Annotated in this window: 23 protein-coding genes; 22 read left to right on the forward strand and 1 reads right to left on the reverse strand. The window is 47.9% G+C overall.

Translation table 11 applies throughout. The features are described from left to right. Positions 1-17 precede the first annotated feature (17 nt). The 15 genes from DWW90_RS17300 to DWW90_RS17365 all read left to right on the forward strand — a co-directional run bounded on the left by DWW90_RS17300 (position 18) and on the right by DWW90_RS17365 (position 15,557). The gene (locus DWW90_RS17300; RefSeq protein ID WP_122345874.1) at positions 18-1,034 is read left to right on the forward strand and encodes a dihydroxyacetone kinase subunit DhaK; all 1,017 of its coding nucleotides are present in this window, start codon (positions 18-20) and stop codon (positions 1,032-1,034) included. A 7-nt stretch (positions 1,035-1,041) separates the two neighbouring features. Next, positions 1,042-1,656, forward strand: coding sequence for a DAK2 domain-containing protein (locus tag DWW90_RS17305; protein ID WP_122345875.1), 615 nt, complete (start codon positions 1,042-1,044; stop codon positions 1,654-1,656). A gap of 84 nt (positions 1,657-1,740) precedes the next feature. After that, on the forward strand, positions 1,741-2,613 hold the full coding sequence (lsrF, locus tag DWW90_RS17310) for a 3-hydroxy-5-phosphonooxypentane-2,4-dione thiolase (RefSeq protein ID WP_122345876.1): 873 nt from the start codon (positions 1,741-1,743) through the stop codon (positions 2,611-2,613). Between the two features lie 6 nt (positions 2,614-2,619). Beyond that, positions 2,620-3,507 (forward strand): hypothetical protein, encoded by an 888-nt coding sequence (locus DWW90_RS17315; protein WP_122345877.1) that lies wholly within the window; start codon positions 2,620-2,622, stop codon positions 3,505-3,507. 188 nt (positions 3,508-3,695) lie between these two features. Beyond that, positions 3,696-5,075, forward strand: a complete 1,380-nt coding sequence (locus tag DWW90_RS17320) for a cytochrome c peroxidase (protein WP_122345878.1) — start codon at positions 3,696-3,698, stop codon at positions 5,073-5,075. A 47-nt stretch (positions 5,076-5,122) separates the two neighbouring features. After that, positions 5,123-5,584, forward strand: a complete 462-nt coding sequence (locus tag DWW90_RS17325; protein WP_122345879.1) for a septal ring lytic transglycosylase RlpA family protein — start codon at positions 5,123-5,125, stop codon at positions 5,582-5,584. 97 nt (positions 5,585-5,681) lie between these two features. Beyond that, positions 5,682-6,929 carry a TolC family protein gene (locus DWW90_RS17330; protein WP_122345880.1) on the forward strand — a complete coding sequence of 416 codons (1,248 nt, stop codon included), beginning with the start codon at positions 5,682-5,684 and terminating at the stop codon, positions 6,927-6,929. Between the two features lie 30 nt (positions 6,930-6,959). Continuing rightward, the gene (locus DWW90_RS17335; RefSeq protein ID WP_122345881.1) at positions 6,960-8,048 is read left to right on the forward strand and encodes an efflux RND transporter periplasmic adaptor subunit; all 1,089 of its coding nucleotides are present in this window, start codon (positions 6,960-6,962) and stop codon (positions 8,046-8,048) included. Between the two features lie 24 nt (positions 8,049-8,072). Then, positions 8,073-11,198 (forward strand): efflux RND transporter permease subunit, encoded by a 3,126-nt coding sequence (locus tag DWW90_RS17340; RefSeq protein WP_122345882.1) that lies wholly within the window; start codon positions 8,073-8,075, stop codon positions 11,196-11,198. A 53-nt stretch (positions 11,199-11,251) separates the two neighbouring features. Beyond that, complete coding sequence (locus tag DWW90_RS17345; RefSeq protein ID WP_122345883.1) at positions 11,252-11,929, forward strand: response regulator transcription factor; 678 nt, start codon at positions 11,252-11,254, stop codon at positions 11,927-11,929. Beyond that, entirely contained in the window at positions 11,926-13,104 is a 1,179-nt protein-coding gene (locus DWW90_RS17350) for a HAMP domain-containing sensor histidine kinase (RefSeq protein WP_122345884.1), read from the forward strand. The genes DWW90_RS17345 and DWW90_RS17350 overlap by 4 nt, the downstream gene beginning before the upstream one ends. Positions 13,105-13,179: 75 nt before the next feature. Further along, positions 13,180-13,380, forward strand: coding sequence for a DUF6722 family protein (locus DWW90_RS17355; protein ID WP_115498816.1), 201 nt, complete (start codon positions 13,180-13,182; stop codon positions 13,378-13,380). Further along, a complete protein-coding gene (locus DWW90_RS20965; protein ID WP_255418887.1) occupies positions 13,377-13,508 on the forward strand; it encodes a hypothetical protein in 132 nt (43 codons plus the stop codon). Before DWW90_RS17355 ends, DWW90_RS20965 begins: the two co-directional genes overlap by 4 nt. 126 nt (positions 13,509-13,634) lie before the next feature. Next, on the forward strand, positions 13,635-14,633 hold the full coding sequence (locus tag DWW90_RS17360) for a 2-hydroxyacid dehydrogenase (protein ID WP_122345885.1): 999 nt from the start codon (positions 13,635-13,637) through the stop codon (positions 14,631-14,633). Between the two features lie 93 nt (positions 14,634-14,726). Next, positions 14,727-15,557, forward strand: coding sequence for a patatin family protein (locus tag DWW90_RS17365; RefSeq protein ID WP_122345886.1), 831 nt, complete (start codon positions 14,727-14,729; stop codon positions 15,555-15,557). 88 nt (positions 15,558-15,645) lie between these two features. Here the strand turns inward: DWW90_RS17365 and DWW90_RS17370 are convergent, their stop codons facing one another. Next, positions 15,646-16,026, reverse strand: a complete 381-nt coding sequence (locus DWW90_RS17370; protein WP_122345887.1) for a hypothetical protein — start codon at positions 16,024-16,026, stop codon at positions 15,646-15,648. A gap of 185 nt (positions 16,027-16,211) precedes the next feature. Between DWW90_RS17370 and cysQ the strand changes: the two genes are divergently transcribed. From cysQ to DWW90_RS17405, 7 genes are all read left to right on the forward strand, one after another. Continuing rightward, complete coding sequence (cysQ, locus tag DWW90_RS17375) at positions 16,212-17,027, forward strand: 3'(2'),5'-bisphosphate nucleotidase CysQ (RefSeq protein WP_122345919.1); 816 nt, start codon at positions 16,212-16,214, stop codon at positions 17,025-17,027. 141 nt (positions 17,028-17,168) lie between these two features. Beyond that, the gene (locus tag DWW90_RS17380; protein WP_122345888.1) at positions 17,169-18,722 is read left to right on the forward strand and encodes an SLC13 family permease; all 1,554 of its coding nucleotides are present in this window, start codon (positions 17,169-17,171) and stop codon (positions 18,720-18,722) included. Between the two features lie 10 nt (positions 18,723-18,732). Then, complete coding sequence (gene cysC / locus DWW90_RS17385) at positions 18,733-19,350, forward strand: adenylyl-sulfate kinase (protein WP_115498811.1); 618 nt, start codon at positions 18,733-18,735, stop codon at positions 19,348-19,350. 27 nt (positions 19,351-19,377) lie between these two features. After that, positions 19,378-20,289, forward strand: coding sequence for a sulfate adenylyltransferase subunit CysD (cysD, locus tag DWW90_RS17390; protein ID WP_199659147.1), 912 nt, complete (start codon positions 19,378-19,380; stop codon positions 20,287-20,289). 1 nt (position 20,290) lies between these two features. Further along, positions 20,291-21,754 carry a sulfate adenylyltransferase subunit CysN gene (gene cysN, locus DWW90_RS17395; RefSeq protein ID WP_122345889.1) on the forward strand — a complete coding sequence of 488 codons (1,464 nt, stop codon included), beginning with the start codon at positions 20,291-20,293 and terminating at the stop codon, positions 21,752-21,754. A gap of 3 nt (positions 21,755-21,757) precedes the next feature. After that, positions 21,758-22,858: a sulfotransferase gene (locus tag DWW90_RS17400; RefSeq protein WP_115498808.1), complete on the forward strand. Its 1,101-nt coding sequence runs from the start codon at positions 21,758-21,760 to the stop codon at positions 22,856-22,858. 28 nt (positions 22,859-22,886) lie between these two features. Next, positions 22,887-23,858: a PCMD domain-containing protein gene (locus DWW90_RS17405; RefSeq protein WP_122345890.1), complete on the forward strand. Its 972-nt coding sequence runs from the start codon at positions 22,887-22,889 to the stop codon at positions 23,856-23,858.

A 23,858-nucleotide genomic window follows, 5' to 3' on the forward strand; every position in this document is an offset into this window, starting at 1 on the left:
AATAGGAGGAAAATACCATGTCAGACATTAAGACAAAATTCATAAATGATCCTGAACAGATAACACCCGAATTGCTGGAAGGCTATGTATTGGCATATCCCGACCAGGTTAAATTGGGAGGTGAAAACATTGTAGTACGTGCCAACCCGAAGAGTGAAGATAAGGTTGCTATCGTTACTTTGGGCGGTTCCGGCCATGAACCTGCATTGAGCGGATTCGTTGGCGAAGGTATGCTGGACTGCTCCGTAGTCGGTGACGTGTTTGCCGCTCCCGGTGCACAGCGTTTGTTTCAGGCTTTGCAACTGATGAAACGCGAAGCCGGTATCTTGCTGGTTGTCCTGAACCATTCGGGCGACGTGATGAGTGCAAACATGGCTTGCCAGTTAGCAGAACGTGTAGGTATCAAGGTTAAACAGGTGCTGACTCACGATGATATCAGTGCCGGTATCGGTGCCAACACAGACGACCGTCGTGGTCTGGCCGGATGCGTGCCTTTGTACAAGATACTGGGTGCTGCCGCCGAAGAAGGCAAATCACTGGACGAGCTGGCTGAAATAGCAGAACGTTATAATAAGAATGTAGCAACTCTGGCTGTCGCTATGCGCTCTTGTACACATCCGCAGAATGGCGGTACGATCACAGACCTGCCTGCCGGTATCATGGAGATTGGTATGGGACAGCATGGTGAAGGCGGCGGCGGACAGAAACCGTTGGTATCAGCCGACGATACGGCAGCCGAAATGGTGGACCTGCTCTGCCAGCAGCTTCAGCCGAAAGCGGGTGACAAGATGATGCTTATCATCAACGGTGTAGGAGCCACTACACACATGGAACTGAACATTATCTTCCGTAAAGCCTACAAGGAACTGGAAGCCCGTGGCTTCCAGGTTGTCGTAAGCCGCATCCAGGAAATCCTGACCGTACAGGAACAGGCCGGTTTCCAGATGATCATGGCTATCCTCGACGAAGACCATATCGACTATCTGAAGAATAAACGTGCTGATGCACCTTACTGGACAACAATCGGTAAATAAACGAGATATGAAACAATTGACTATCGAGAACTTCAAGGCGATGCTGGACACCGCCTTGAAGAACATCAAAGAACGCGAAGACGAATTCTCTAAACTGGACGCCGTTATCGGTGACGGTGACCACGGACAGGCAATCGTAACGGCTATGTCCGCTATTGTTGCTACGGCTCAGAAAGGAACAGAGTTTAAATCCATGTTGAACGATATGGGTTTCGACGTCATGTTGCAGGTGAGCGGCTCTACCAGTACCCTGCTGGGTGCCTTTTTCTTAGGTATGAGTGACCATGCTGCCGGGACGGAACTGGATGCAGCCGGAGTGAAAGCGATGTTTGCCGGTGGCCTTGCCAACGTGCAGAAACAGACAAAAGCTCAGAAAGGTGACAAGACCATGATGGACGCACTGATCCCTGCTGTGGATGCTATTCAGGCATGCCCTTCCGACGACATCAAGGAAATACTGGAAGCCGGAGCAAAAGCCGCTCTTGCCGGTGCTGCTTCGACTGTCGATATGAAAGCTAACTTCGGTCGTGCCCGTAACTACGGTGAACGTTCCATCGGTTATGCCGACAGTGGTGCTACTTCCTGGAGCTGTATGTTTGCTTCATTCGCCCAGGCATTATAACACACTCCTCGTAGGGACGGTTCGCGAACCGCCCCTACGGCAGATTTTATTAATTGTATAACAAATAAAGAAAGGAATAACACTATGCCAGATATGGATGGTTTCAGAGAAGCAAACAACTATGGTTTCGGACAGACTTCTCAATTTGATAATTTTCATGTAAAAGGTGCGTCTAACTTACCCTGGGGAATGAAAGACCGTCTTTCCCGTATCTTCAACCCGAAAACAGGTCGTGCTGTCATGTTGGCATTCGACCATGGATTTATTATGGGGCCGACTTCAGGTTTGGAACGTATCGACCTGAACATCGTTCCCCTCGTACAGTATGCCGACTGTATCATGTGTACACGCGGTATCCTGCAAACTTCGATCCCTGCTAATATCAATAAACCTGTCTGCTTGCGTTCGGATGCCGGTTCTACGATCCTCACGGAACTGAACCGCAATGTCCTGATCGACATCGAAGATGCAATCCGTTGCAATGCTTCCGCCCTGGCAGTCATGTTCTCAGCCGGTGACGGCGATCAGGAAGCGATCACGGCTGCCAACCTGGTTGAAGCCGTGGATATGGGTAACCGCTACGGTATCCCTGTGATGGGCGTTACGGCTGTCGGCAAACAGATGGCACGCGACTCCCGTTATTTCGCACTGGCTTCCCGCGTATGTGCTGAAAACGGAGCTTCTATCGTGAAGACTTACTATTGCGACGGTTTTGAAAAGGTTGCTGCTTCCTGTCCGGTTCCCGTAGTGATTGCCGGCGGTAAGAAACTCCCTGAGAAAGAAGCGCTCGAACTCTGCTATAACGCCGTTAACGATGGGGCTGCCGGTGTCGATATGGGACGTAATGTCTTCCAGAGCGAAAACCCTGCTGCCATGATCCAGGCTGTACATGCTGTTGTACACGAAGGTTTGACGCCGGAACAAGGCTTTGAAATGTTCAAGGATTTGTCAAAATAATAAGCCATGCGTAAATTATTTACATATCTCTGTTCTGCATTGTTGCTGGTGACTGCCACTTCCTGCGAGAAGAAAACAGAGAAATTACTGTTAGGCGGCTCCGGCTGGAATAAGATCGTGATCATCGATAAGAACACCAAGCAGGTGGAATGGGAACATCCTCTTGAAAAAGGATGGGAATGTAATTCCGCTGTTGCCACTCCGGATGGTAACATCCTCTTTGCCTATGCCAGAGGAGCAAAGCTAATCGACCGCAATCACCAGGAGATCTGGAATATTGCAGCTCCAGATACTTGCGAGATGCAGACAGCCCGCGTATTGCCCGACGGCAACTATTTGTTAGGTTGGGTAGGCCATCCGGCTGTTATCATGGAAGTAAGCCCGAAAGGCGATATTCTGTCGCGTACCGAGTACGAAACAGGTATCGAACATCCGCACGCCCAGTTCCGCCAGCTGAACAAGAACGAACGTGGTAACTACCTGATGCCTCTTTTCGCTACTTCACAGGTTCGCGAGATATCTCCGGCTGGTGAAGTCGTGAAGATTACAACGCTTGAAGGAACTCCTTTTACTACGTTAGCTTTGGCTAACGGTAACTATTGGGTTGCCTGTGGCGATGGTCATTCTCTGATGGAAGTGAATCTCGATAACGGCCAGGTAGCCCGTCGTTTCGGCGAGAATGATATCAAAGGTGCCCGTCTCTTCTTTGTTGCCGGTCTGCTTCCCGCAAAGGATGGCGGTCTGTATGTCTGTAACTGGCAGGGCCACGACAAGAATGCCGTAGAAGCCAACAGCCCGCAGGTATTCGAGATCAACGAGAAAGGCGAAATACTTTGGAGCCTGAATGATAATGAAAAGTTCGGTATGATTTCTACGATCAGTGCGATCGAATAATCGCGATACTGTATAATCTTTCTACCCTATAGCCTTTTGCGAGACAGGCTATAGGGTATTTTTTTAATTAGAAGGTTGTATATAAGTTTTATTTATCATCCCATAGATAAAACTTATCCCGGTTCTGAGTAGCGCTTGATTTTTCTATGCTACCTTTGTGCTTAACAAATCTAAATAAACCAATATTTATGCTTAACACTATTCTTAGTAAGAGGACGGCATTACCTGTAGGGCTGCTTGCACTGGCTCTGGTATTGCCTTCGTGTGGTTCTTCCGAATACAAGAAGTATGCGGATAACCAGGCAAAACAGGTTGCTTCCATTCTTCGGGAGAACGGATGCATGGAATGTCACTCGGCTACGGCACCGCTTCCTTTCTATGGCAAACTTCCCCTGATCGGCCCGACGGTAAAGGCTGATATGCGGGAGGGTACACGCTATCTGGATCTGACGGCTATGCTGGATGCGCTCGACAATGGCAAACTCGTTTCCGAATCCGACCTGGCAAAGGTGGAGGATGCCGCTCTTTCCGGCTCCATGCCTCCCGCCAAGTATTCCCATATGCCGATGCATTGGGGTACTACGCTTGACAGCAGTGAAAAGGCTGTACTGCTCTCATGGGCTAAAGATGTACGTAAAAAGAATTACTCGACACCGACTGTCGCCGAAGATTTTGCTAACGAACCAGTACAGCCACTGCCTGTATCGATTCCGACCGATCCGGCAAAGGTGGCGTTGGGCTTCGATCTCTATCACGACACACGCCTTTCGGGTGATAATACGATTTCCTGTGCAACTTGTCACGGATTGGCTACCGCAGGTGTGGACCGTAAACAATATTCCGAAGGTATTGACGGGCAGTTTGGTGGCGTGAATGCTCCGACGGTCTATAACTCAGCTCTGAATATCCTCCAGTTCTGGGACGGACGTGCTGCCGACCTGAAAGAACAGGCTGCCGGTCCTCCTCTGAATCCGGTGGAAATGGGTAGCCTTTCGTTCGACGATATCTCGGCTAAGCTGGCTGAAGATAAAGAGTTGAGCAAACGTTTTCTGGAAGTCTATCCGGAAGGTTTCAACCAGTCGACTATAACCGATGCAATTGCCGAATTTGAAAAGACGTTGCTCACTCCGAGCCGTTTCGACAAATATCTGATGGGTGATAAAACAGCTTTGACTGCCGAAGAAATTGCCGGTTACGAATTGTTCAAGGAAAACAAATGTGCAACTTGCCATACCGGTGCTAATCTTGGCGGACAGTCGTTTGAATACATGGGTATCAAGGACAACTACTTCGATTATCGCGGTACGGGGCTGACCGATGGAGACAACGGACGCTATGCCGTGACTAAGAACGAACAGGATCGTCACCGTTTCAAGACTCCGACATTGCGTAACGTGATGCTTACGCCTCCGTATATGCATGACGGTTCGATTGCCACAGTGGAAGACGCTATCCGCATCATGCACCAGTTCCAGATCGGTAAGAACATTTCTTCTGACGATACCAAGAGTATTGTGGCATTCCTGAATACGCTAACCGGAGAGTATAACGGCGAGTTGTTACAATAAAATCAGGCTTTTTGCGTTATTGCTAAGTAATACAAACAATAACGTGCATGCCCTTCCGTCTGGTACATATCATTCTTCTGCTGGTCGCTCTCACGAGTGTCGGTGAAGCGTGGGGCCAGGAGGAAGGGCTTGCTTCTTATTACCACAAGCGTTTTCATGGACGTAAGGCGGCCGATGGGAGTATCCATGATAACGACGAGCTGGTGGCTGCCCACCGGACCTATCCTTTCGGTACTTACCTCCGTGTCACGAACCTTTCCAATATGAAGCGGGTGATTGTCTGTGTTACTGATCGCGGTCCCTTCCGTAAAGGACGTATTATCGATGTTTCCGACGGCGCCGCCGAACTGTTAGGATTTAAGAAAAAAGGACTTGCCCGTGTCCGTATCGAAGTCGTTCCCGGAAAGATCGATCTTAGTTTCCTCGACTTCCTTTATCCCGAAATACCTTTCTTAAAGGTTGATCATCTTCGTCTGAAGCCTCCTTACAGGATGGAGATTAATAAATAAATCTAATGATTTTCTAATCTCACCTAAGAGTTTTCTAATCAGATATTCAGGCCGGTAAAACTACAGGTCTGTACATTTGCCAAAAAAGAAAAAGCAAATGTGCAAACCTGTTTTATTTATATTATTATTCTTTCGTATATGGACGGTTGCGGCGCAGGATAATACCGTTAAATTGTCTTTGGAAGAAGCGGTCGGGCGTTTTACCACGTGTAATCTTTCGTTGATAGCCGAGCGCTACAACATCGACATGGCCGAGGCCGAAGTCATTCAGGCAAAACTGTTCGATAACCCCGTAATCTCACTCGAACAGAATATCTATAACCGTAATAACGGCAAATATTTTGATGTAGGACGTGAAGGAGAAGCTGTTGTGGAGATCGAGCAGCTGATCTACATTGCCGGTCAGCGTAACAAGCGTGTCCGTCTGGAAAAGATCAATAAGGAAATGGCTGTCTACCAGTTTGAAGAAGTTCTCCGTACACTGCGGGGAGAACTGAAATCTAAGTTTATCGATCTTTATTATACGCAAAAGTCTGTATCGGTCTACGACCGTGAGATTGGTTATCTGTCGACATTGCTCAATGTCTATAAGGAGCAGAGTGCAAAGGGGAACGTCTCCCTGCTGGAGAAGTCGCGTGTACAGGCTCTCCTGCTTTCGTTGCAACAGGAGAGGAATGATCTTTCCAACGAATTGGTCACTTTGCAAGGCGATCTCCGGCTACTGTTAGGATTGAAAAGTAGTGAGCTTCTGGAACCGCTTTTCGATGAATCGGTATTAGAACATATCGACCTGGATAAGCTCCCGTTTGCCGAGTTGAGCGCCCGTCTTTCCGTCCGTCCGGATCAGAAGTTAGCTGAGGCGGGCATACGGGCGTCGGAAGCGGACGTGCGGCTGCAAAAATCACTTGCATTCCCGGAAGTGAGCCTGAAAGGTGCGTATGACAGGGCGGGGAACTTCTGTAATAATTATTTCGCAATCGGGCTAAGTGTATCGGTCCCGATTTTCAATCGCAATCAGGGGAATATTAAATCGGCGCGCCTCTCGGTGTTGCAGAACAATAGCAGGGCGGAGTTAGTCCGCCGGCAAGCGGATAACGAACTGTTTGCCTGCTATACCAAACTGGAAAAGGCTTTACAGTTATACCGTTCGTCAGACTATGAGCTGGAACGGGATTTCAATCGTATCATCGAAGGGGTGAATACAGGTTTCCAGAAGCGTAATATCAGCCTGTTGGAATTTATCGACTACTATCAGGCTTATAAGGAAACCTGTCTGCAGTTGTATAACATAAAGAAGAATGTGTTGCAAGCTGTGGAAGACTTGAATACGGTTGTAGGAGATTGATACGGATAAATAAAATAAACTCAAAAACATATGAATAAGAATAATTTATTAATAATTCTTTTGCTTCCCTTGTTCTCCTCTTGTGGTAAACAGGCGGCGGTACAGAAAGAAGCGGCTGACGGTCTGATGTTGACGGACAGTCTTCAGCAGGTCATCTCGATCGACACCGTCCGGAAAACCGCATTAAACAACGAACTGCTATTGAACGGACGCGTAACTTTTGATGCTGGCCAGGTAGCGCATGTCTATCCCATCTTCGGCGGAACCATTGCACAGGTAAACGTGGAGATTGGCGATTATATCCGCAAAGGCGATGTCCTTGCTGTTATCCGAAGCAGTGAAGTGGCTGATTTCGAAAAGCAACAGAAAGATGCCGAGCACCAGCTCGCATTGGCAAACCGCAACCTCGAGGCGACGCGCGATATGCTTGATAGCGGAACCGCTTCCGAACGCGATCTTCTGCAAGCCGAACAGGAGGCAGCTAATGCAAAGGCAGAGGTGAAAAGGCTTCGGGAAGTTTATGATATCTATCAAATCAATGCGAACTCGACTTATAATATTGTATCTCCCGTTTCCGGTTTTGTGGTGGAAAAGAATATCAGCAAGAATATGTTGATCCGTTCCGATCAGGGAGAAGAGTTATTTACCGTTTCCGGTCTTGACAACGTTTGGGTGATGGCTGATGTGTATGAAGGCGATATCCGGAAGGTAAACGAAGGTGCGGATGTCCGTATTACGACACTTGCTTATGGGAAGGATAAGGAGTTCACCGGGACGATCGATAAGGTTTATAACATATTGGATGATGAGAGCAAAACAATGAAAGTACGTATCAAATTGAATAATAAGGATTATATGCTTAAACCGGGAATGTTTACGAATGTGTATGTGCAATGTCGGGTGGAAGGGGAACTTATGCCCCGTATTCCGGCCCATGCCCTGATATTTGAAGGGGGCAAACAGTATGTCGTATGTGTTGGTCCGGATGGATACCTCCGCATGCAGGAGGTCGATGTCTATAAACAGACTGACAAGTATTGCTACCTGAATACCGGTTTGAAAGAGGGCGACCAGGTAGTGAACAAGAATGCGTTGTTAGTTTACAATGCGCTGAAATAATGATCCTTTAGAAGAGAAGACAAGATGCATACATTCATAGATAAGATTATCACCTTTTCCCTCAGGAACAAGTTTTTTATCTTTTTCCTGACCATGATAGCCATTATTGCCGGAGCTGTCAGTTTCCTGCATACCCCCGTCGATGCCTTTCCTGATGTGACGAATACGAAGGTGACCATCATCACCCAGTGGCCGGGACGAAGTGCAGAAGAGATCGAGAAGTTTATCACGATCCCGATCGAGATAGCCATGAATCCGGTACAGAAGAAGACGGATATCCGGAGTACGACCTTGTTTGGGCTGTCGGTGATCAATGTGATGTTTGATGATGATGTAGATGATTTCTATGCCCGCCAGCAAGTCTATAACCTGCTGAACGATGCCGACCTGCCGGAAGGCGTGACACCCGAGGTACAACCTTTGTACGGACCGACAGGGGAGATTTTTCGCTATACGCTGCGCAGTGACAAACGGACGGTGCGCGAGTTGAAGACGTTCCAGGACTGGGTGATCGAGCGGAAGCTGCGTGCGGTGCCCGGAGTGGCGGACATCGTCAGTTTTGGCGGCGAAGTCAAGACATTCGAAGTGAGCGTGAACCCGAACCAGTTGATTAACTATGGAGTGACGACGCTCGAACTGTATGATGCCATTGCCAAGAGTAATATCAATGTGGGCGGTGATGTGATTACACGCAGTTCGCAGGCGTATGTCGTCCGGGGTATCGGTCTAATCAATGATGTGAAGGAAATTGAGAACATCGTTGTCAAGAACATCAACGGAACGCCTATTTTGGTTAAAAACCTGGCGGATGTGCACGAGTCGTGCCTGCCGCGCCTCGGACAGGTAGGCCGGATGGAAGAGGACGACGTTGTGCAGGGAATCATCGTGATGCGGAAAGGGGAGAATCCCGGCGAAGTGATTGCCGCGCTGAAAGATAAGATTGCCGATATCCAGCAGAATGCGTTGCCGGAAGATGTGCGGATCGTACCGTTCTACGACCGGGAGGATTTAGTGAATCTCGCCGTGCGTACGGTTACGCATAACCTGATAGAAGGCATTTTACTGGTAACTTTCATTGTGTTGATTTTTATGGCGGACTGGCGTACAACGGTAGTGGTGTCTATCATCATACCGTTGGCGCTGCTCTTTGCCTTCATCTGCCTTCGGGTGATGGGAATGAGTGCCAACCTGTTGTCGATGGGGGCGATCGACTTCGGTATCATCATCGATGGGGCTGTCGTGATGGTGGAGGGGCTGTTTGTCGCGCTCGACAAGAAAGCGCGCGAGGTCGGGATGCCGGCCTTCAACGTGATGAGTAAGATGGGTATTATCCGGCATACGGCGAAAGACCGGGCGAAAGCCGTGTTCTTCTCCAAACTGATTATTATTACGGCTTTGGTTCCGATCTTCTCTTTCCAGAAAGTGGAAGGGAAGATGTTCAGTCCACTTGCTTACACGTTAGGGTTTGCCTTGTTAGGAGCGTTGATCTTTACATTGACGCTTGTCCCGGTTCTCTCGTCGATGCTGTTGAAAAAGAATGTGCGCGAGAAACATAACCCGTTTCTTGCCTGGGTGAATCGGGCCGCAACAGGGCTGTTTGACCGCTGTCATGCCCATAAACGGATGACGATAACCGTTACGACTTTAGTTGCAGCCGTAGGGTTATGGTGTTTCACACTTTTGGGGACGGAATTCCTGCCGCAGCTGAACGAAGGTTCTATCTATATCCGTGCGACGCTTCCGCAGAGTATCTCGTTGGATGAGTCTGTGAAATTGGCAAATCAGATGAGGCGTACGTTAGCTTCCTATCCGGAGGTCCGGCAAGTACTTTCGCAGACGGGACGCCCGAATGACGGGACGGATGCGACGGGTTTCTACAATATTGAGTTTCATGTGGACATCTATCCCGAGAAAGAATGGAAAAGCAAGTTGACAAAGGCGGAACTGATCGACCGGATGCAGGACCGGCTGGATGTTTATCCGGGTGTGGATTTCAACTTCTCGCAACCGATCAGCGATAATGTGGAAGAGGCTGCCAGCGGTGTGAAAGGCTCTATTGCGGTGAAGGTCTTCGGTAAAGATTTATATGAATCGGAGAAAAAAGCGGTCGAAGTTTATAAAGTATTACAGACCGTAGACGGCATAGAAGACTTGGGCGTAATCCGCAATATCGGGCAACCGGAACTCCGGATCGAACTGAATGAATCCCGTCTGGCACGCTATGGTGTTGCCAAAGAGGATGTGCAGTCGATCATCGAGATGGCGATAGGAGGCAAAAGTGCTTCATTGCTTTATGAGGATGAGCGGAAGTTCAATATCATGGTGCGTTACGACTCCACGTTCCGCCGTGGCGAAGAAGAGATCGGGAAGATATTGGTTCCGGCACGTGACGGGACGATGGTTCCGATTAAAGAGTTGGCTGATATCCGGACGATTACCGGACCGCTGATTATCTATCGTGACAATCATGCCCGTTTCTGTGCCGTTAAGTTCTCTGTCCGCGGACGTGATATGGGAACGGCTGTTGCCGAGGCGCAGCAGAAAGTACAAAAACAGGTGAACCTTCCTGAAGGCTATACCCTGAAATGGACCGGTGATTTTGAGAATCAGCAGCGTGCGACAAAGCGGTTGGCACAAGTCGTACCCGTCAGTATTGCGATTATCTTTATCATCCTTTTTGTTCTCTTCGGAAATGCCCGCGATGCAGGATTGGTTTTGTTGAATGTGCCCTATGCTGCCGTTGGAGGTATCCTCGCTTTGTTGATAACGCGGTTTAATTTTTCTATCTCGGCCGGTATCGGGTTTATCGCCCTTTTCGGTATCTGTATACAGAACGGGGTGATTATGATTTCGGATATCAAGAGTAACCTGAAAGCCCGTAGCCCGTTGGAGGTGGCGGTGAAACAAAGCGTCCGTTCGCGTGTGCGTTCCGTCCTGATGACTGCGTCGATGGCCGCAATAGGTTTGATGCCGGCAGCTTTGAGCCATGGTATCGGTTCGGAAAGCCAGCGTCCGTTGGCAATCGTTATTATCGGCGGTCTGATCGGCGCGACATTCTTCACTCTTTTCGTCTTTCCGTTGATGGTGGAGGCTTTCTATCGCCGGATGCTTTACGATAAGGATGGGAAATTGTTACAACGCAGGTTGTAACGGGGAGTCAGGAATAATTTAATATATTTGTAGTCTGATACACGATATAAACAATGGCAAAGATATTATTAGTAGAAGATGAAGTGAACATCGCCTCGTTCATCGAACGGGGGTTGCTGGAGTTCGGGCACGAGGTTCATGTAGCCTATGATGGCCAGGCCGGTTGGGAGTTGGTTCAGCAGGAAGATTTCGAATTGTTGATCCTCGATATTATCATGCCGAAAATGAACGGTCTGCAACTCTGTAAGCAATACCGCCAGACGTATGGCTATCAGTCGCCGGTCATTATGCTGACCGCTTTGGGAACGACGGAAGATATCGTCAGTGGTCTGGATGCCGGTGCCGATGATTATCTGGTGAAACCTTTCAGTTTCCAAGAACTGGAGGCGCGCATCAAAGCTCTCCTGCGGCGTACGGGAGCGGAGCCGGCCGTTCCGCTTCTGACCTGTGGCGAACTGACACTCGATCCGTCCAGCCACCGGGCTACGCGCGGCAAGGTTGTGATCGATCTTACTGTTAAGGAATATCGCTTGCTTGAATATCTGATCCAGAATCAGGGAATGGCACAGAGCCGCCTGACGCTCCTGAAGAACGTATGGGATAAGAATTTCGATACGAATACGAATGTGGTAGACGTCTACGTCAACTATCTCCGCAGTAAGATCGATAAGGATTTTGACCACAAAATGATCCGCACCGTGGTGGGAGTGGGCTATATGTTGGAAGCATGAAAACAGGAAATAAGATCGCTCTCTTTTATACGACTATCACCATCGGCATTATTGCAATGGTGACAGTTGTTTTTTATTTTGTGGCAACTAACTACATCAGCCGTCTTTATTATTCCTATCTGACCGAAAAGGCCTATGCTATTGCAGAGAAACATTGGGAGAAAGACGAGGTGAACGAGGAAGACTATGCCCGTATCCAGAAACACTATGAGGAGACGTTGCCGGTCGCTTCGGAAATATTGCTGAATGCGGACAGTCTTGCCGAAACACGAACTGTTTTATCCCGTTATCTGACGGACGATAAGATAAGTGATCTTTATAAAGGCAATGTTGTCCGGTTCCATAAAGACAAGGAATTAGGGGCGGCAGTCTATTATCCCGATAATGAGGGCAATTTTATCGTTGTGGTGATTTCGAGTAACCAGTATGGCGGTGATATACAGCAACGGATCGGGTGGTTGCTGCTGGCTATGTTGGTGGTCAGTGCAGTCTTGGTCTATTTCGTAGGACGTCTGTATGCAACCCGTATGGTGGACCGTATAGATGCGGCTTACCAGAGCGAGAAGTCTTTTATCAGTAATGCCTCCCATGAGCTGAACAATCCGCTTACGGCCATTCAGGGAGAATGTGAAATCAGCCTGCTGAAAGAGCGTACGCCAGCCGAATATCAGGCCGCTTTGGGGCGTATCGCGTCGGAGACAAAGCGAATTATCCAGTTGATGAAAAATCTGCTCTTCCTCTCTCATGGGGATAAGGAAATACTGAAGAATGAGCGCGAGACAGTCCTGTTGGCCGATTTCCTGATGCAGTTCGTCGGCAACCGGATTCGCTTTACAACCGATAACTTTGCTTTTGTCATTCAGGCGAATCCGTATCTGCTGAAGATAGCAATCAATAATATCCTGAATAACGCCTGTAAGTATTCCGGGGAAGCGCCTGTCGAAATGCGTTTGAAAGGCGCTACCTTAACTATTACCGATACGGGCATCGGCATCCCGGAAGAGGAAATCACCCGTGTGTACCAACCTTTCTATCGCGCCTCCAATACACGGGAATTTGCCGGACACGGCATCGGCCTCAGCCTTTCCATGCGTATCCTGCGGACCTACGGGGCGGAGGTGAACATCCTTTCGGAAGTGGGCAAGGGGACAACGGTGGCGATTGAATTTCCGTAAGATTCAGGCAGTAATGCTTGCTTGGTAATAAAGATTGATTATCTTTGCGATATTGTTTAACTAAATGTATTAGCTATGGAAATAAAAGAAAGAGTTGGAATCTTTGTCTTAGACATTTCAAAGTTGATTTTCGGAGGAGTAATCCTTAGTAGTATTGTATCGGAAAATATTAATCCGGCTGTTGTATATGGTTTGGGTTTCTTTTTCTTTATGTTTGGAATCGCAATAGGATTTGTTTTAATTGATAACACTGATAAGAAAGGAGATTGTATATGAATATGATGTGGTTTATGGGAATGTGCTTATTAGGGACAGTTGTTATAGGCGGTTATTTTATTCATTTGGATAATAAGCGTAAAGCCGCTGCAGAAAAAAGAGAGCAGTCTTCAAAGGAAGCTGAATAAGAAATATTATTTATCAATTATAGACTGGGTCCGGTTAAGTACTTCTTAGCCGGACCTCGTTTTTATGGCGGTTTGGCTGTAGCAACAATTAGCCTTCTTTGATTGTTAGATATAAAAACAAATAATATGGCATATAAGATTGCATTCTTTGGAGCTAAACCGTACGATATAGCTTCATTTGATAAGGTTAATGAAAAGTACAATTACGACATCCGTTACTACAAAGGACACCTGAACCCGAATAACGTAGTACTGACACAAGGTGTGGACGCTGTCTGCATCTTTGTAAACGACACCGCCGACGCTACCGTGATCGACGCGATGGTGGACAACGGTGTCAAGCTGCTGGCCCTTCGCTGCGCCGGTTTTAATAATGTGGATTTGAAAGCAGCCAAAGGCAAACTGCCGGTCGTGCGCGTTCCGGCCTATTCGCCCTATGCTGTAGCTGAATATTCGCTTGCCCTTATGTTGTCGCTCAACCGTAAGATTCATCGTGCCTACTGGCGTACGCGTGACGGCAATTTCTCATTGAACGGCTTGATGGGATTCGATATGCACGGCAAGACAATCGGTATTATCGGCACTGGAAAGATTGCCAAAATACTGATCCGGATGCTGAAAGGTTTCGGTATGCGTATTCTGGCTTATGACCTTTATCCGGACCTGAAGTTTGCCGAAGAAGAAGGCTTCTCTTATGTATCGCTGGACGAGCTGTATCGTGAGTCGGACATTATCTCTTTGCATTGTCCGCTGACCGACCAGACGAAATATATGATCAACAAAGACTCCATCGGAAAGATGAAGGACGGCGTAATGATTATCAACACCGGTCGCGGACAGCTGATCAACACCAACGATCTGATCGAAGGCTTGAAGGAAAAGAAGATTGCAGCCGCCGGTTTGGATGTGTACGAGGAGGAGGGAGAGTATTTCTATGAAGACAAGTCCGATAAGATTATCGACGATGATGTACTGGCCCGTCTGCTCTCTTTTAACAATGTAATAGTAACTTCGCACCAGGCTTTTTTTACAAGGGAAGCGCTGCATAATATAGCAGAAACTACCCTTCAAAACATCGATGATTTCCGTCATCACCGTCCGTTAGTAAACGAAGTTATTCTGTAAAAAGACTATGTTTATATCGCTGATTTATTATATTTTTGGGGCCATTGTCCGGTGTGAGCCAGGCAATGGCTTTTATTTTATAATAAAACAGATATGGAAATAGACAGTCATACAGGTTTGGTGTTGGAGGGCGGGGGAATGCGTGCCGTTTTTACCGTCGGCGTGTTGGATTGCTTTATGGAGCATAACCTTTGGTTCCCTTATACAATAGGTGTTTCCGCCGGGGCAAGCAATGGCATCTCTTATGCTTCCCGGCAGCCCGGGCGTTCCCGTTTCAGCAATATCGACCTGCTGGAAAAGTATAACTACATAGGTCTGCGGCATTTCCTGCGTGGGCGGGGGTATATCGATATGAAATATCTGTTTTATATCTATCCGGAGCAATATTACCCGCTCGATTTTGATACTTATTTCAAATCGCCGGACCGTTTCGTGATGGTCACCAGCAATTGCCTCACCGGTAAAGCTGAATATTTCGAGGAAAAGCATGATGCGAAACGCCTTGTCGATATCTGCTGCGCTTCGTGTACGCTCCCGGTGCTTTGTCCGGTGGCGTATGTAGACGGCGTACCGATGGTAGATGGCGGCGTTTGTGATGCAATCCCCATCCAGCGTGCCATCGATGACGGTTTCCGCAAGAATGTGATTATCCTGACACGCAATAAAGGCTACCGGAAAAAAGAAAAGGATTTCTGGTTGCCGGGATTTATCTACCGCCAATATCCGGCTATCCGCGAACAGTTGAAACTGCGCTACCGTCGTTATAACGAAGTGCTGGACTATATTGACGAGCTGGAAGCCAAAGGAGACGCAATCGTTATCCGTCCTGAAAAGAAAATAGAAGTGGGACGCACGACCAGCGACCGGAAGAAGCTGACCGCCCTTTATGAAGAAGGGTATGAGATTGGGCGGTCGATCGTATAGTTAAATATGTTAAAACTGACAATAACCCCCTTTCCGGGGTGTTTTTCTATTTCGTCCGAAAAGTTGATCGATTTTGAATTGACTCTTTTCATGGTTTTAACCTGTTCGACTGACAACAGAGGAGATGAGGTGCGCAGCTCGTTCCGGAAAGCGTGCAATTTGATTGCCGGAAACCGGAAACACCGGCAAAGTGATAAACCTTAACTCCCGGAGAATCGCCTGTAGCAAAACGAAGATGGGCGGCGTCCCAAATATTCAAAGGAAATTCCGGGGCCTTGTCGCCATGACGACCGTCTTCATCGCCGTCGCGACCGTCTTCATTTGAATGGCGACCGTCTTCATAGGGTATGACGACCGTCTTCAGGACGATAAAGTTCCGGATAAATGAAATAAAGGTTGACTTCCCGGCAATAGACTCCTGGGAAAGGGGAAAAAGCCCTTTTTTGACGGCTGAAAATCGGATTGACATTTATTGTGTCTCGGACTTCTTCCGAGGCTGAAAAATGCGTTTTATACAATAAGTCCCCCTCCGGTAAACCATATTTATGGTCCGCCAATCTTCCCGAAGTATAAAAAGAAGCCCTTATAATTCCGGTTATTCAAGGAAAATACTTATATTTGTATATTGACAATCTAAAAAAGAGACAAGTGATGATGAACAACTATGCAAACTACCTTTATATAGCAGTGCGTGCCGCCCTCGATGCTGGCAAAGCTATCATGGATATTTATACTGATCCGGAGTCTGATTTCGGTATCGAGCGAAAAGCCGATAACTCCCCCTTGACAAAGGCGGACAAGAAAGCACATAAGATTATATCGATGGCATTGTCCGTAACCCCGTTTCCCGTATTGAGTGAGGAAGGAAAGGAAATCCCTTTTGCCGAACGTTCGGCGTGGGATGAACTTTGGATTGTGGACCCACTGGATGGAACGAAAGAGTTTATCAAGAAGAATGGTGAATTTACAGTGAATATCGCGCTCGTGAAAGAAGGAGTGCCAGTGTTGGGCGTTATCTATGTCCCGGTACGGAAGGAATTGTATTTTGCCGTCGATTCGCAGGGGGCTTTTAAGCTTACCGGAGTGGATAGCAGTAACCAGCCGTCAATGGATGAGATGCTGGCGAATGCCGTGCGTCTGCCTTTGTCGATGGGGCATCAGGGAGTTGTCGTCGTGGCTTCCCGTTCGCACCAGACGGAAGATACGACCGCTTTTATAGAAAACCTGCGTAAACAGGGGCAGCCGGTTACGCTGATAAGCAGCGGCAGCAGTCTGAAAATCTGTTTAGTAGCAGACGGATCGGCCGATGTATATCCTCGTTTTGCCCCGACAATGGAGTGGGATACGGCAGCCGGACATGCAATTGCACGGGCAGCCGGATGTGAGGTTTTCCATATAGACGGAAAGACACCTTTAAAGTATAATAAGGAAGACCTTCACAATCCTTGGTTCATAGTCAAACCCCTCTGACGAACGTTTGTTCCGTTTGCTGAAACTTTTGGTCTGTAAGTAAGAAATCCCTAAAAATAGGTTATTGTAATGAGATTGGCTTTAATATTCTTATTACATTTGCACCTTATCTAAAAACTTATACTTACAGATTGGGTAGGCATGAACTTTGAAATAATATTTGTATTGCTGGCTTTGGTCGGCATGATAGCGGCGTTGATCTGGGATAAGTTGAGACCCGGGATGGTGTTACTCACGGTTGTAGTGCTGTTCTTGTGTGCCGGTATATTGACGCCGAAGGAAATGCTGGAAGGTTTTAGCAATAAAGGAATGATTACCGTAGGGATGCTTTTTCTGGTAAGCGAGGGTATCCGGCAGAGCGGTGCATTGGGACAGCTTATAAAGAAACTGTTGCCGGAAGGGAAAACGACTGTTTTCAAGGCTCAGTTCCGTATGTTGCCGCCTATCGCTTTTATCTCCGCTTTTCTGAATAATACTCCTGTTGTCGTTATCTTTGCTCCGATCATCAAACGGTGGGCGGAGTCGGTCAAGTTGCCGGCAACGAAATTCCTGATACCTCTTTCTTATGTGACGATCTTAGGCGGTATTTGTACCCTGATCGGGACGTCGACCAACCTGGTTGTGCATGGGATGATCCTGGAGGCAGGCTACGAAGGGTTTACGATGTTCGAACTTGGTAAGGTCGGCATTTTTATCGCTTTGGCCGGTATTATCTATCTGTTTATATTCTCCAATAAACTGTTGCCCGATTCACGGACGGATACCTACGAGGAAGAGGAGGAGGAGGGAACCCCCGGCAATCTGCACCGTGTGGAGGCTGTGTTGGGTTCGCGTTTTCCTGGTATCAATAAGACATTGGGCGAGTTTAACTTTACCCGTCACTATGGGGCGATCGTAAAAGAGGTCAAGAGCGGGGGACAACGGTTCACGCGGGATCTGGATAAAGTAGTCTTGCATGAAGGCGACACCCTGGTGCTTTGGGCGGATGAAACGTTCGTGCCGACATGGGGCGAATCGAGTGTCTTCCTTCTGCTTGCCAACGGAAGCGAGGGGACGGAACCTGTTTCCCGTAAGAAACGCTGGTTGGCACTGGGGCTGCTTATCTTTATGATTGTCGGTGCGACAGTCGGGGAGTTGCCTGTTGTGAGAAAAGCTTTTCCGGAAATCCGTCTGGATATGTTTTTCTTCGTTTGTATCACAACGATAATCATGGCTTGGACAAAGATATTTCCTCCGAAGAAGTACACGAAATATATCTCCTGGGATATCCTGATCACGATTGCCTGCGCTTTTGCGATCAGTAAGGCGATGGAAAATTCAGGCTTTGCCGCTTTGATTGCCCGCCATATTATCGATATGGCTCACAATATAGGCCCGTATGCTTTGCTGGCCATTCTTTTTATCATTACGAATATTTTTACGGAGTTGATTACCAATAATGCGGCTGCGGCGCTTAGCTTTCCGATCGCATTGTCGGTGGCAACGCAGTTGGGTGTGGACCCGACGCCTTTCTTTGTCGTGATCTGTATGGCGGCATCCGCCAGTTTCAGTACGCCGATCGGCTACCAGACGAACCTGATCGTACAAGGTATCGGCAGTTATAAGTTCACGGACTTTGTGAAAATCGGCTTGCCGTTGAATCTGATCACTTTTTTGATCTCGGTATTCATGATCCCGTTGATCTGGAAATTCTAAACAGTTGAAAATGGAAGAAAAACAAAATAATATCTATCCTATCTTCGATAAGATGATGACGAGGGAGGATAAGGAGCGCTTGTTGAAGCAGCGCAGTGTGATGGTCTGGTTTACCGGGCTGAGTGGTTCCGGTAAGAGTACGGTTGCTATTGCGCTTGAACGTGAGTTGCATAAATGCGGTCTGTTGTGCCGCATCCTGGATGGAGATAATATCCGTAGCGGGATCAATAACAACCTGGGCTTCTCTGCGGAAGACCGGGTGGAGAATATCCGCCGGATAGCCGAAGTAAGCAAACTTTTTATCGATACGGGTATTATAACCATAGCGGCTTTTATCAGCCCGAACAACGATCTGAGGGAAATGGCGGCATCCATCATCGGAAAAGAGAATTTCCTGGAGGTTTATATCAGCACGCCGATCGAAGAATGCGAACGGCGCGATGTCAAAGGCTTGTATGCAAAGGCACGCCGGGGTGAGATCAAAGACTTTACAGGTGTTTCCGCACCGTTCGAGGCTCCCGGGCATCCCGACCTGACGTTAGATACGTCCGTATTGAGTTTGCAGGACTCTGTCCGTAAGCTGATGGAATTGGTCATTCCGAAAGTAACAGTCGCAAGACAATCATAAATAAGAAATAAACAAAACAATCCTATAATTATGTCAGATTATAAGTTAAGCCATTTACAGGAGTTGGAGGCAGAATCCATCCACATCATCCGGGAGGTTGCTGCCGAGTTTGAGAATCCTGTTATGCTTTATTCTATCGGCAAAGACTCTTCCGTCATGGTTCGCCTGGCTGAAAAGGCTTTTTATCCGGGAAAGGTTCCTTTCCCATTGATGCACATCGATTCCAAATGGAAATTCAAGGAGATGATCCAGTTCCGTGACGACTATGCAAAGAAGTTCGGATGGAACCTGATCGTCGAATCCAATATGGAGGCCTTCCATGCAGGTGTAGGGCCTTTCACGCATGGCAGCAAGGTACATACGGACCTGATGAAGACGCAGGCCTTGTTGCATGCTCTTGATAAATACAAGTTTGATGCCGCTTTCGGCGGTGCCCGTCGTGATGAAGAAAAGAGCCGTGCGAAAGAACGTATCTATTCGTTCCGCGACAAGTTCCACCAGTGGGACCCGAAGAACCAGCGTCCGGAGTTGTGGGATATCTATAATGCACGTGTGCATAAAGGCGAGAGTATCCGTGTGTTCCCGTTGTCGAATTGGACGGAACTGGACATCTGGCAGTATATCCGTCTGGAAAACATACCGATCGTACCGTTGTATTTCGCCAAGGAACGCCCCTGCGTAGAGATCGACGGCAACCTGATCATGGCAGACGACGACCGCCTGCCGGAACAATATCGCGATCAGATCAGGATGCGGATGGTACGTTTCCGTACATTGGGTTGCTGGCCGCTGACCGGTGCTGTGGAAAGCAATGCCGACACGATCGAAAAGATTGTCGAAGAAATGATGACCACCACGAAGAGCGAACGTACGACCCGTGTGATCGACTTCGACCAGGATGCAAGTATGGAACAAAAGAAACGTGAAGGATATTTTTAATATGGCAACATTAAATATAAAGGAGTTTTTGGATAAGGATGAACAGAAAGACTTACTCCGCTTTCTGACTGCCGGATCGGTGGATGATGGGAAATCGACGCTGATCGGCCGTTTGCTGTTTGACAGTAAAAAGATTTACGAAGATCAGCTGGATGCCCTCGAACGCGATAGCAAGCGTATGGGCAATGCAGGTGATCATATCGATTATGCCTTGTTGCTGGACGGACTGAAAGCCGAACGCGAACAGGGAATTACCATTGACGTGGCATACCGCTATTTCAGTACGAACAACCGTAAGTTTATTATTGCCGACACCCCGGGACATGAACAATATACCCGTAACATGATTACCGGCGGTTCGACAGCCAACCTTGCCATTATCCTGGTGGACGCCCGTACGGGAGTGATCACGCAGACACGCCGCCATACCTATTTAGTTTCCCTGTTAGGCATCAAACATGTGGTGTTGGCGGTGAACAAGATGGACCTGGTTGATTTCGACAAACAGATTTTCGATAAGATCGTTTCCGACTATAAAGAGTTTGTCTCTTCCCTGAATATCCCGGATATCACTTATATTCCGCTTTCCGCCTTAGATGGCGATAATGTGGTGGATAAGAGCGAGCGCACACCCTGGTATGAAGGCCCGTCGTTGCTCGACTTCCTGGAGACGGTTCCTATCGACCAGGACCGTAACTTCGAGGACTTCCGCTATCCGGTGCAATACGTTTTGCGTCCGAACCTGGATTTCCGCGGTTTCTGCGGAAAGGTATCCAGCGGTGTCGTGCGCAAGGGCGATACGGTGATGGCTTTACCTTCGGGTAAGACTTCCAAAGTAAAAAGCATCGTTACGTATGACGGTGAACTGGAATATGCTTTCCCGCCCCAGTGCATAACGATTACACTGGAAGACGAGATCGACGTATCACGCGGGGAAATGCTGGTTCATCCGGACAATCAGCCCATCGCAGACCGTAACTTCGAAGCGATGCTGGTATGGATGGACGAGGAACCGATGGATGTCAACAAACAGTTCTATATCAAACATACAACCAACCTGACACGTGCCCGTGTGGACAACATCCGCTATAAAGTGAATGTCAATACGATGGAACAGCTGTCCATTGACAATGGACAATTGACAGTGGAGAATTTGCCAATGAAACTGAATGAGATCGGACGTGTAGTCTTTACGACCGGTAAAGAACTGTTCTTTGATCCGTATCAGAAGAATAAACAGACTGGTGCCTTCATCCTGATCGACCCGATCACGAACAACACATCGGCTGTCGGTATGATTATCGGCCGCATAGATGCACGGGATATGGTGACGGAGGATGCACTGGCCGTACTGAACCTGCCGGAATTGGGTATCGGGGCCGAGCACTACGAGGCTATCCGTGCTGTTTGCCAGGAACTCGAACGGCAAGGTGTTCCCGTGAAATACATAACAGAAAATAAATAAATTATGGGATTGGAATTTGACAAGCTACCGATCAATACATTGGTAGGGGCTGACTGGAAAACGTTTAAGGCTGTGACAGCCAATAGAACCATCGACAAAGGATTTCGTAAGAAGTATTTTCTGACTAAATCCGTTTGCCGCCTGCTTAGTCCGTTGCAACCGTTTGAAAATGCACGCTATCGTAAGATTGCCGACAAGCCGCTGGAAATGGACCCGGTATTTATCCTCGGGCATTGGCGCAGCGGGACGACATTCATGCACAATGTCTTTTCATGCGATAAGCATTTCGGTTATAACACGACGTATCAGACCGTATTCCCGAACCTGATGCTTTGGGGACAGCCTTTCTTTAAGAAGAATATGTCATTCATGATGCCGGATAAGCGTCCGACCGATAATATGGAACTAAAGGTGGATCTTCCCCAGGAAGAGGAGTTTGCTTTGGCCAACATGATGCCTTATTCGTATTATAACTTCTGGTTTTTCCCGAAACACATGTTGGAATATTGTGACCGCTACCTGCTGTTCAACAATATCAGCGAACATGAGCGGGAAATATTTAAGCAGACCTTCCTCAAACTGATCAAGATTTCACTCTGGAATACGCACGGAACCCAGTTTTTGAGCAAGAATCCGCCTCATACGGGACGTGTAAAGACATTGGTCGAGATGTTTCCCAATGCCAAATTTATTTACCTGAAACGGAATCCGTACACCGTATTCGAAAGCACACGCAGCTTCTTCACCAATACGATACAGCCGCTTCGTCTGCAGGATATTTCCAACGAACAGATCGAAAGCAACCTGATCGAAGTGTATCGCCGTTTGTTCTATAAATATGAAGAAGAAAAGCACTTGATACCTGAAGGAAATCTGGTAGAGGTGAAGTTCGAGGATTTCGAGCAGGATGCCTTTGCCATGACGGAGGATATTTACAAGAAATTAAACCTCCCCGGATTTGAAGAGTCTAAAGCAGATATCGAGAAATATCTCGGTAAGAAGAAAGGCTATAAAAAGAACCAATACAAGTATGACGACCGTACGGTACAGCTTGTAGAGGAAAACTGGGGAATGGCTCTCAAGGAATGGGGGTATTCTTTATAAGATGGATAGTTTGTGTAATAAAAGGAGAATGAGATTTGAATATTTGAAAATATTGGCGATAGGTTCCCTGTTGCTTGCCAATGGTCAGCTATCGCTTGTCAAAGGACAGGAGCATGTCGTCCCGTTTACTTACGGCGATATGGACCAGTGGGTGGTTCGTGAAATACATGAATCCGGTATTATCGGAGGAAACACGAAGCACCTTTATGAGCTGGGGCCGACAGATACGATCGTCGGCAATACGGCGTATAAGAACCGGGGCGGTTCTCCTTGGGCAAACTCCAACGTGATGGCTAAAGTAGCGGGCGTGGTTAAGACCAATACTTCCGTTTTCCCGGAGGAACGGGGTGACGGATGGTGCGCACGCCTGGAAACACGGATGGAGAGCGTAAAAGTATTCGGTTTGGTCGACATCGAAGTCGTGGCTGCCGGTTCTCTTTTCTTAGGATCAGTGCACGAACCGATCAAAGGGACCAAGAACCCGCAGGCGATGCTGAACAGCGGAGTTGCGTTTAGCAAGAAGCCGAAAGCCCTGCGTTTTGACTATAAGGTGAAGTTGGCTCCGGAAAAGGACCGTATTCGCAGTACCGGTTTCAGCCGTAAATCGACAGTGGCCGGGCAGGATTCGATCGCCGCCATCCTTTTCTTGCAGAAACGTTGGGAGGATAAGGAAGGGAATATATATGCCAAGCGTGTCGGGACAATGGTGCAGCGTTATACGGAGTCCACAGACGGCTGGACGAACGATGCTACTTATCCGATTCTTTATGGAGATATATCCCATCATCCGGAATATAAACCCTATATGCGGATTCAGGTGGAAGAACGGTATGCCCTGAACAGCCGGGGAGAAAGCGTCCCGATTCAGGAAATAGGTTGGGCGGAGGAAGACGAAATGCCGACTCATCTGATCCTGCAGTTTACTTCCAGCCATGGCGGTGCCTATATCGGTTCGCCGGGTAATACGATGTGGATCGATAATGTAGAACTGGTATACTAA

The sequence above is a fragment of the Parabacteroides sp. AF17-28 genome, assembly GCF_003479205.1.
GTDB classification, from domain to species: domain Bacteria; phylum Bacteroidota; class Bacteroidia; order Bacteroidales; family Tannerellaceae; genus Parabacteroides; species Parabacteroides acidifaciens.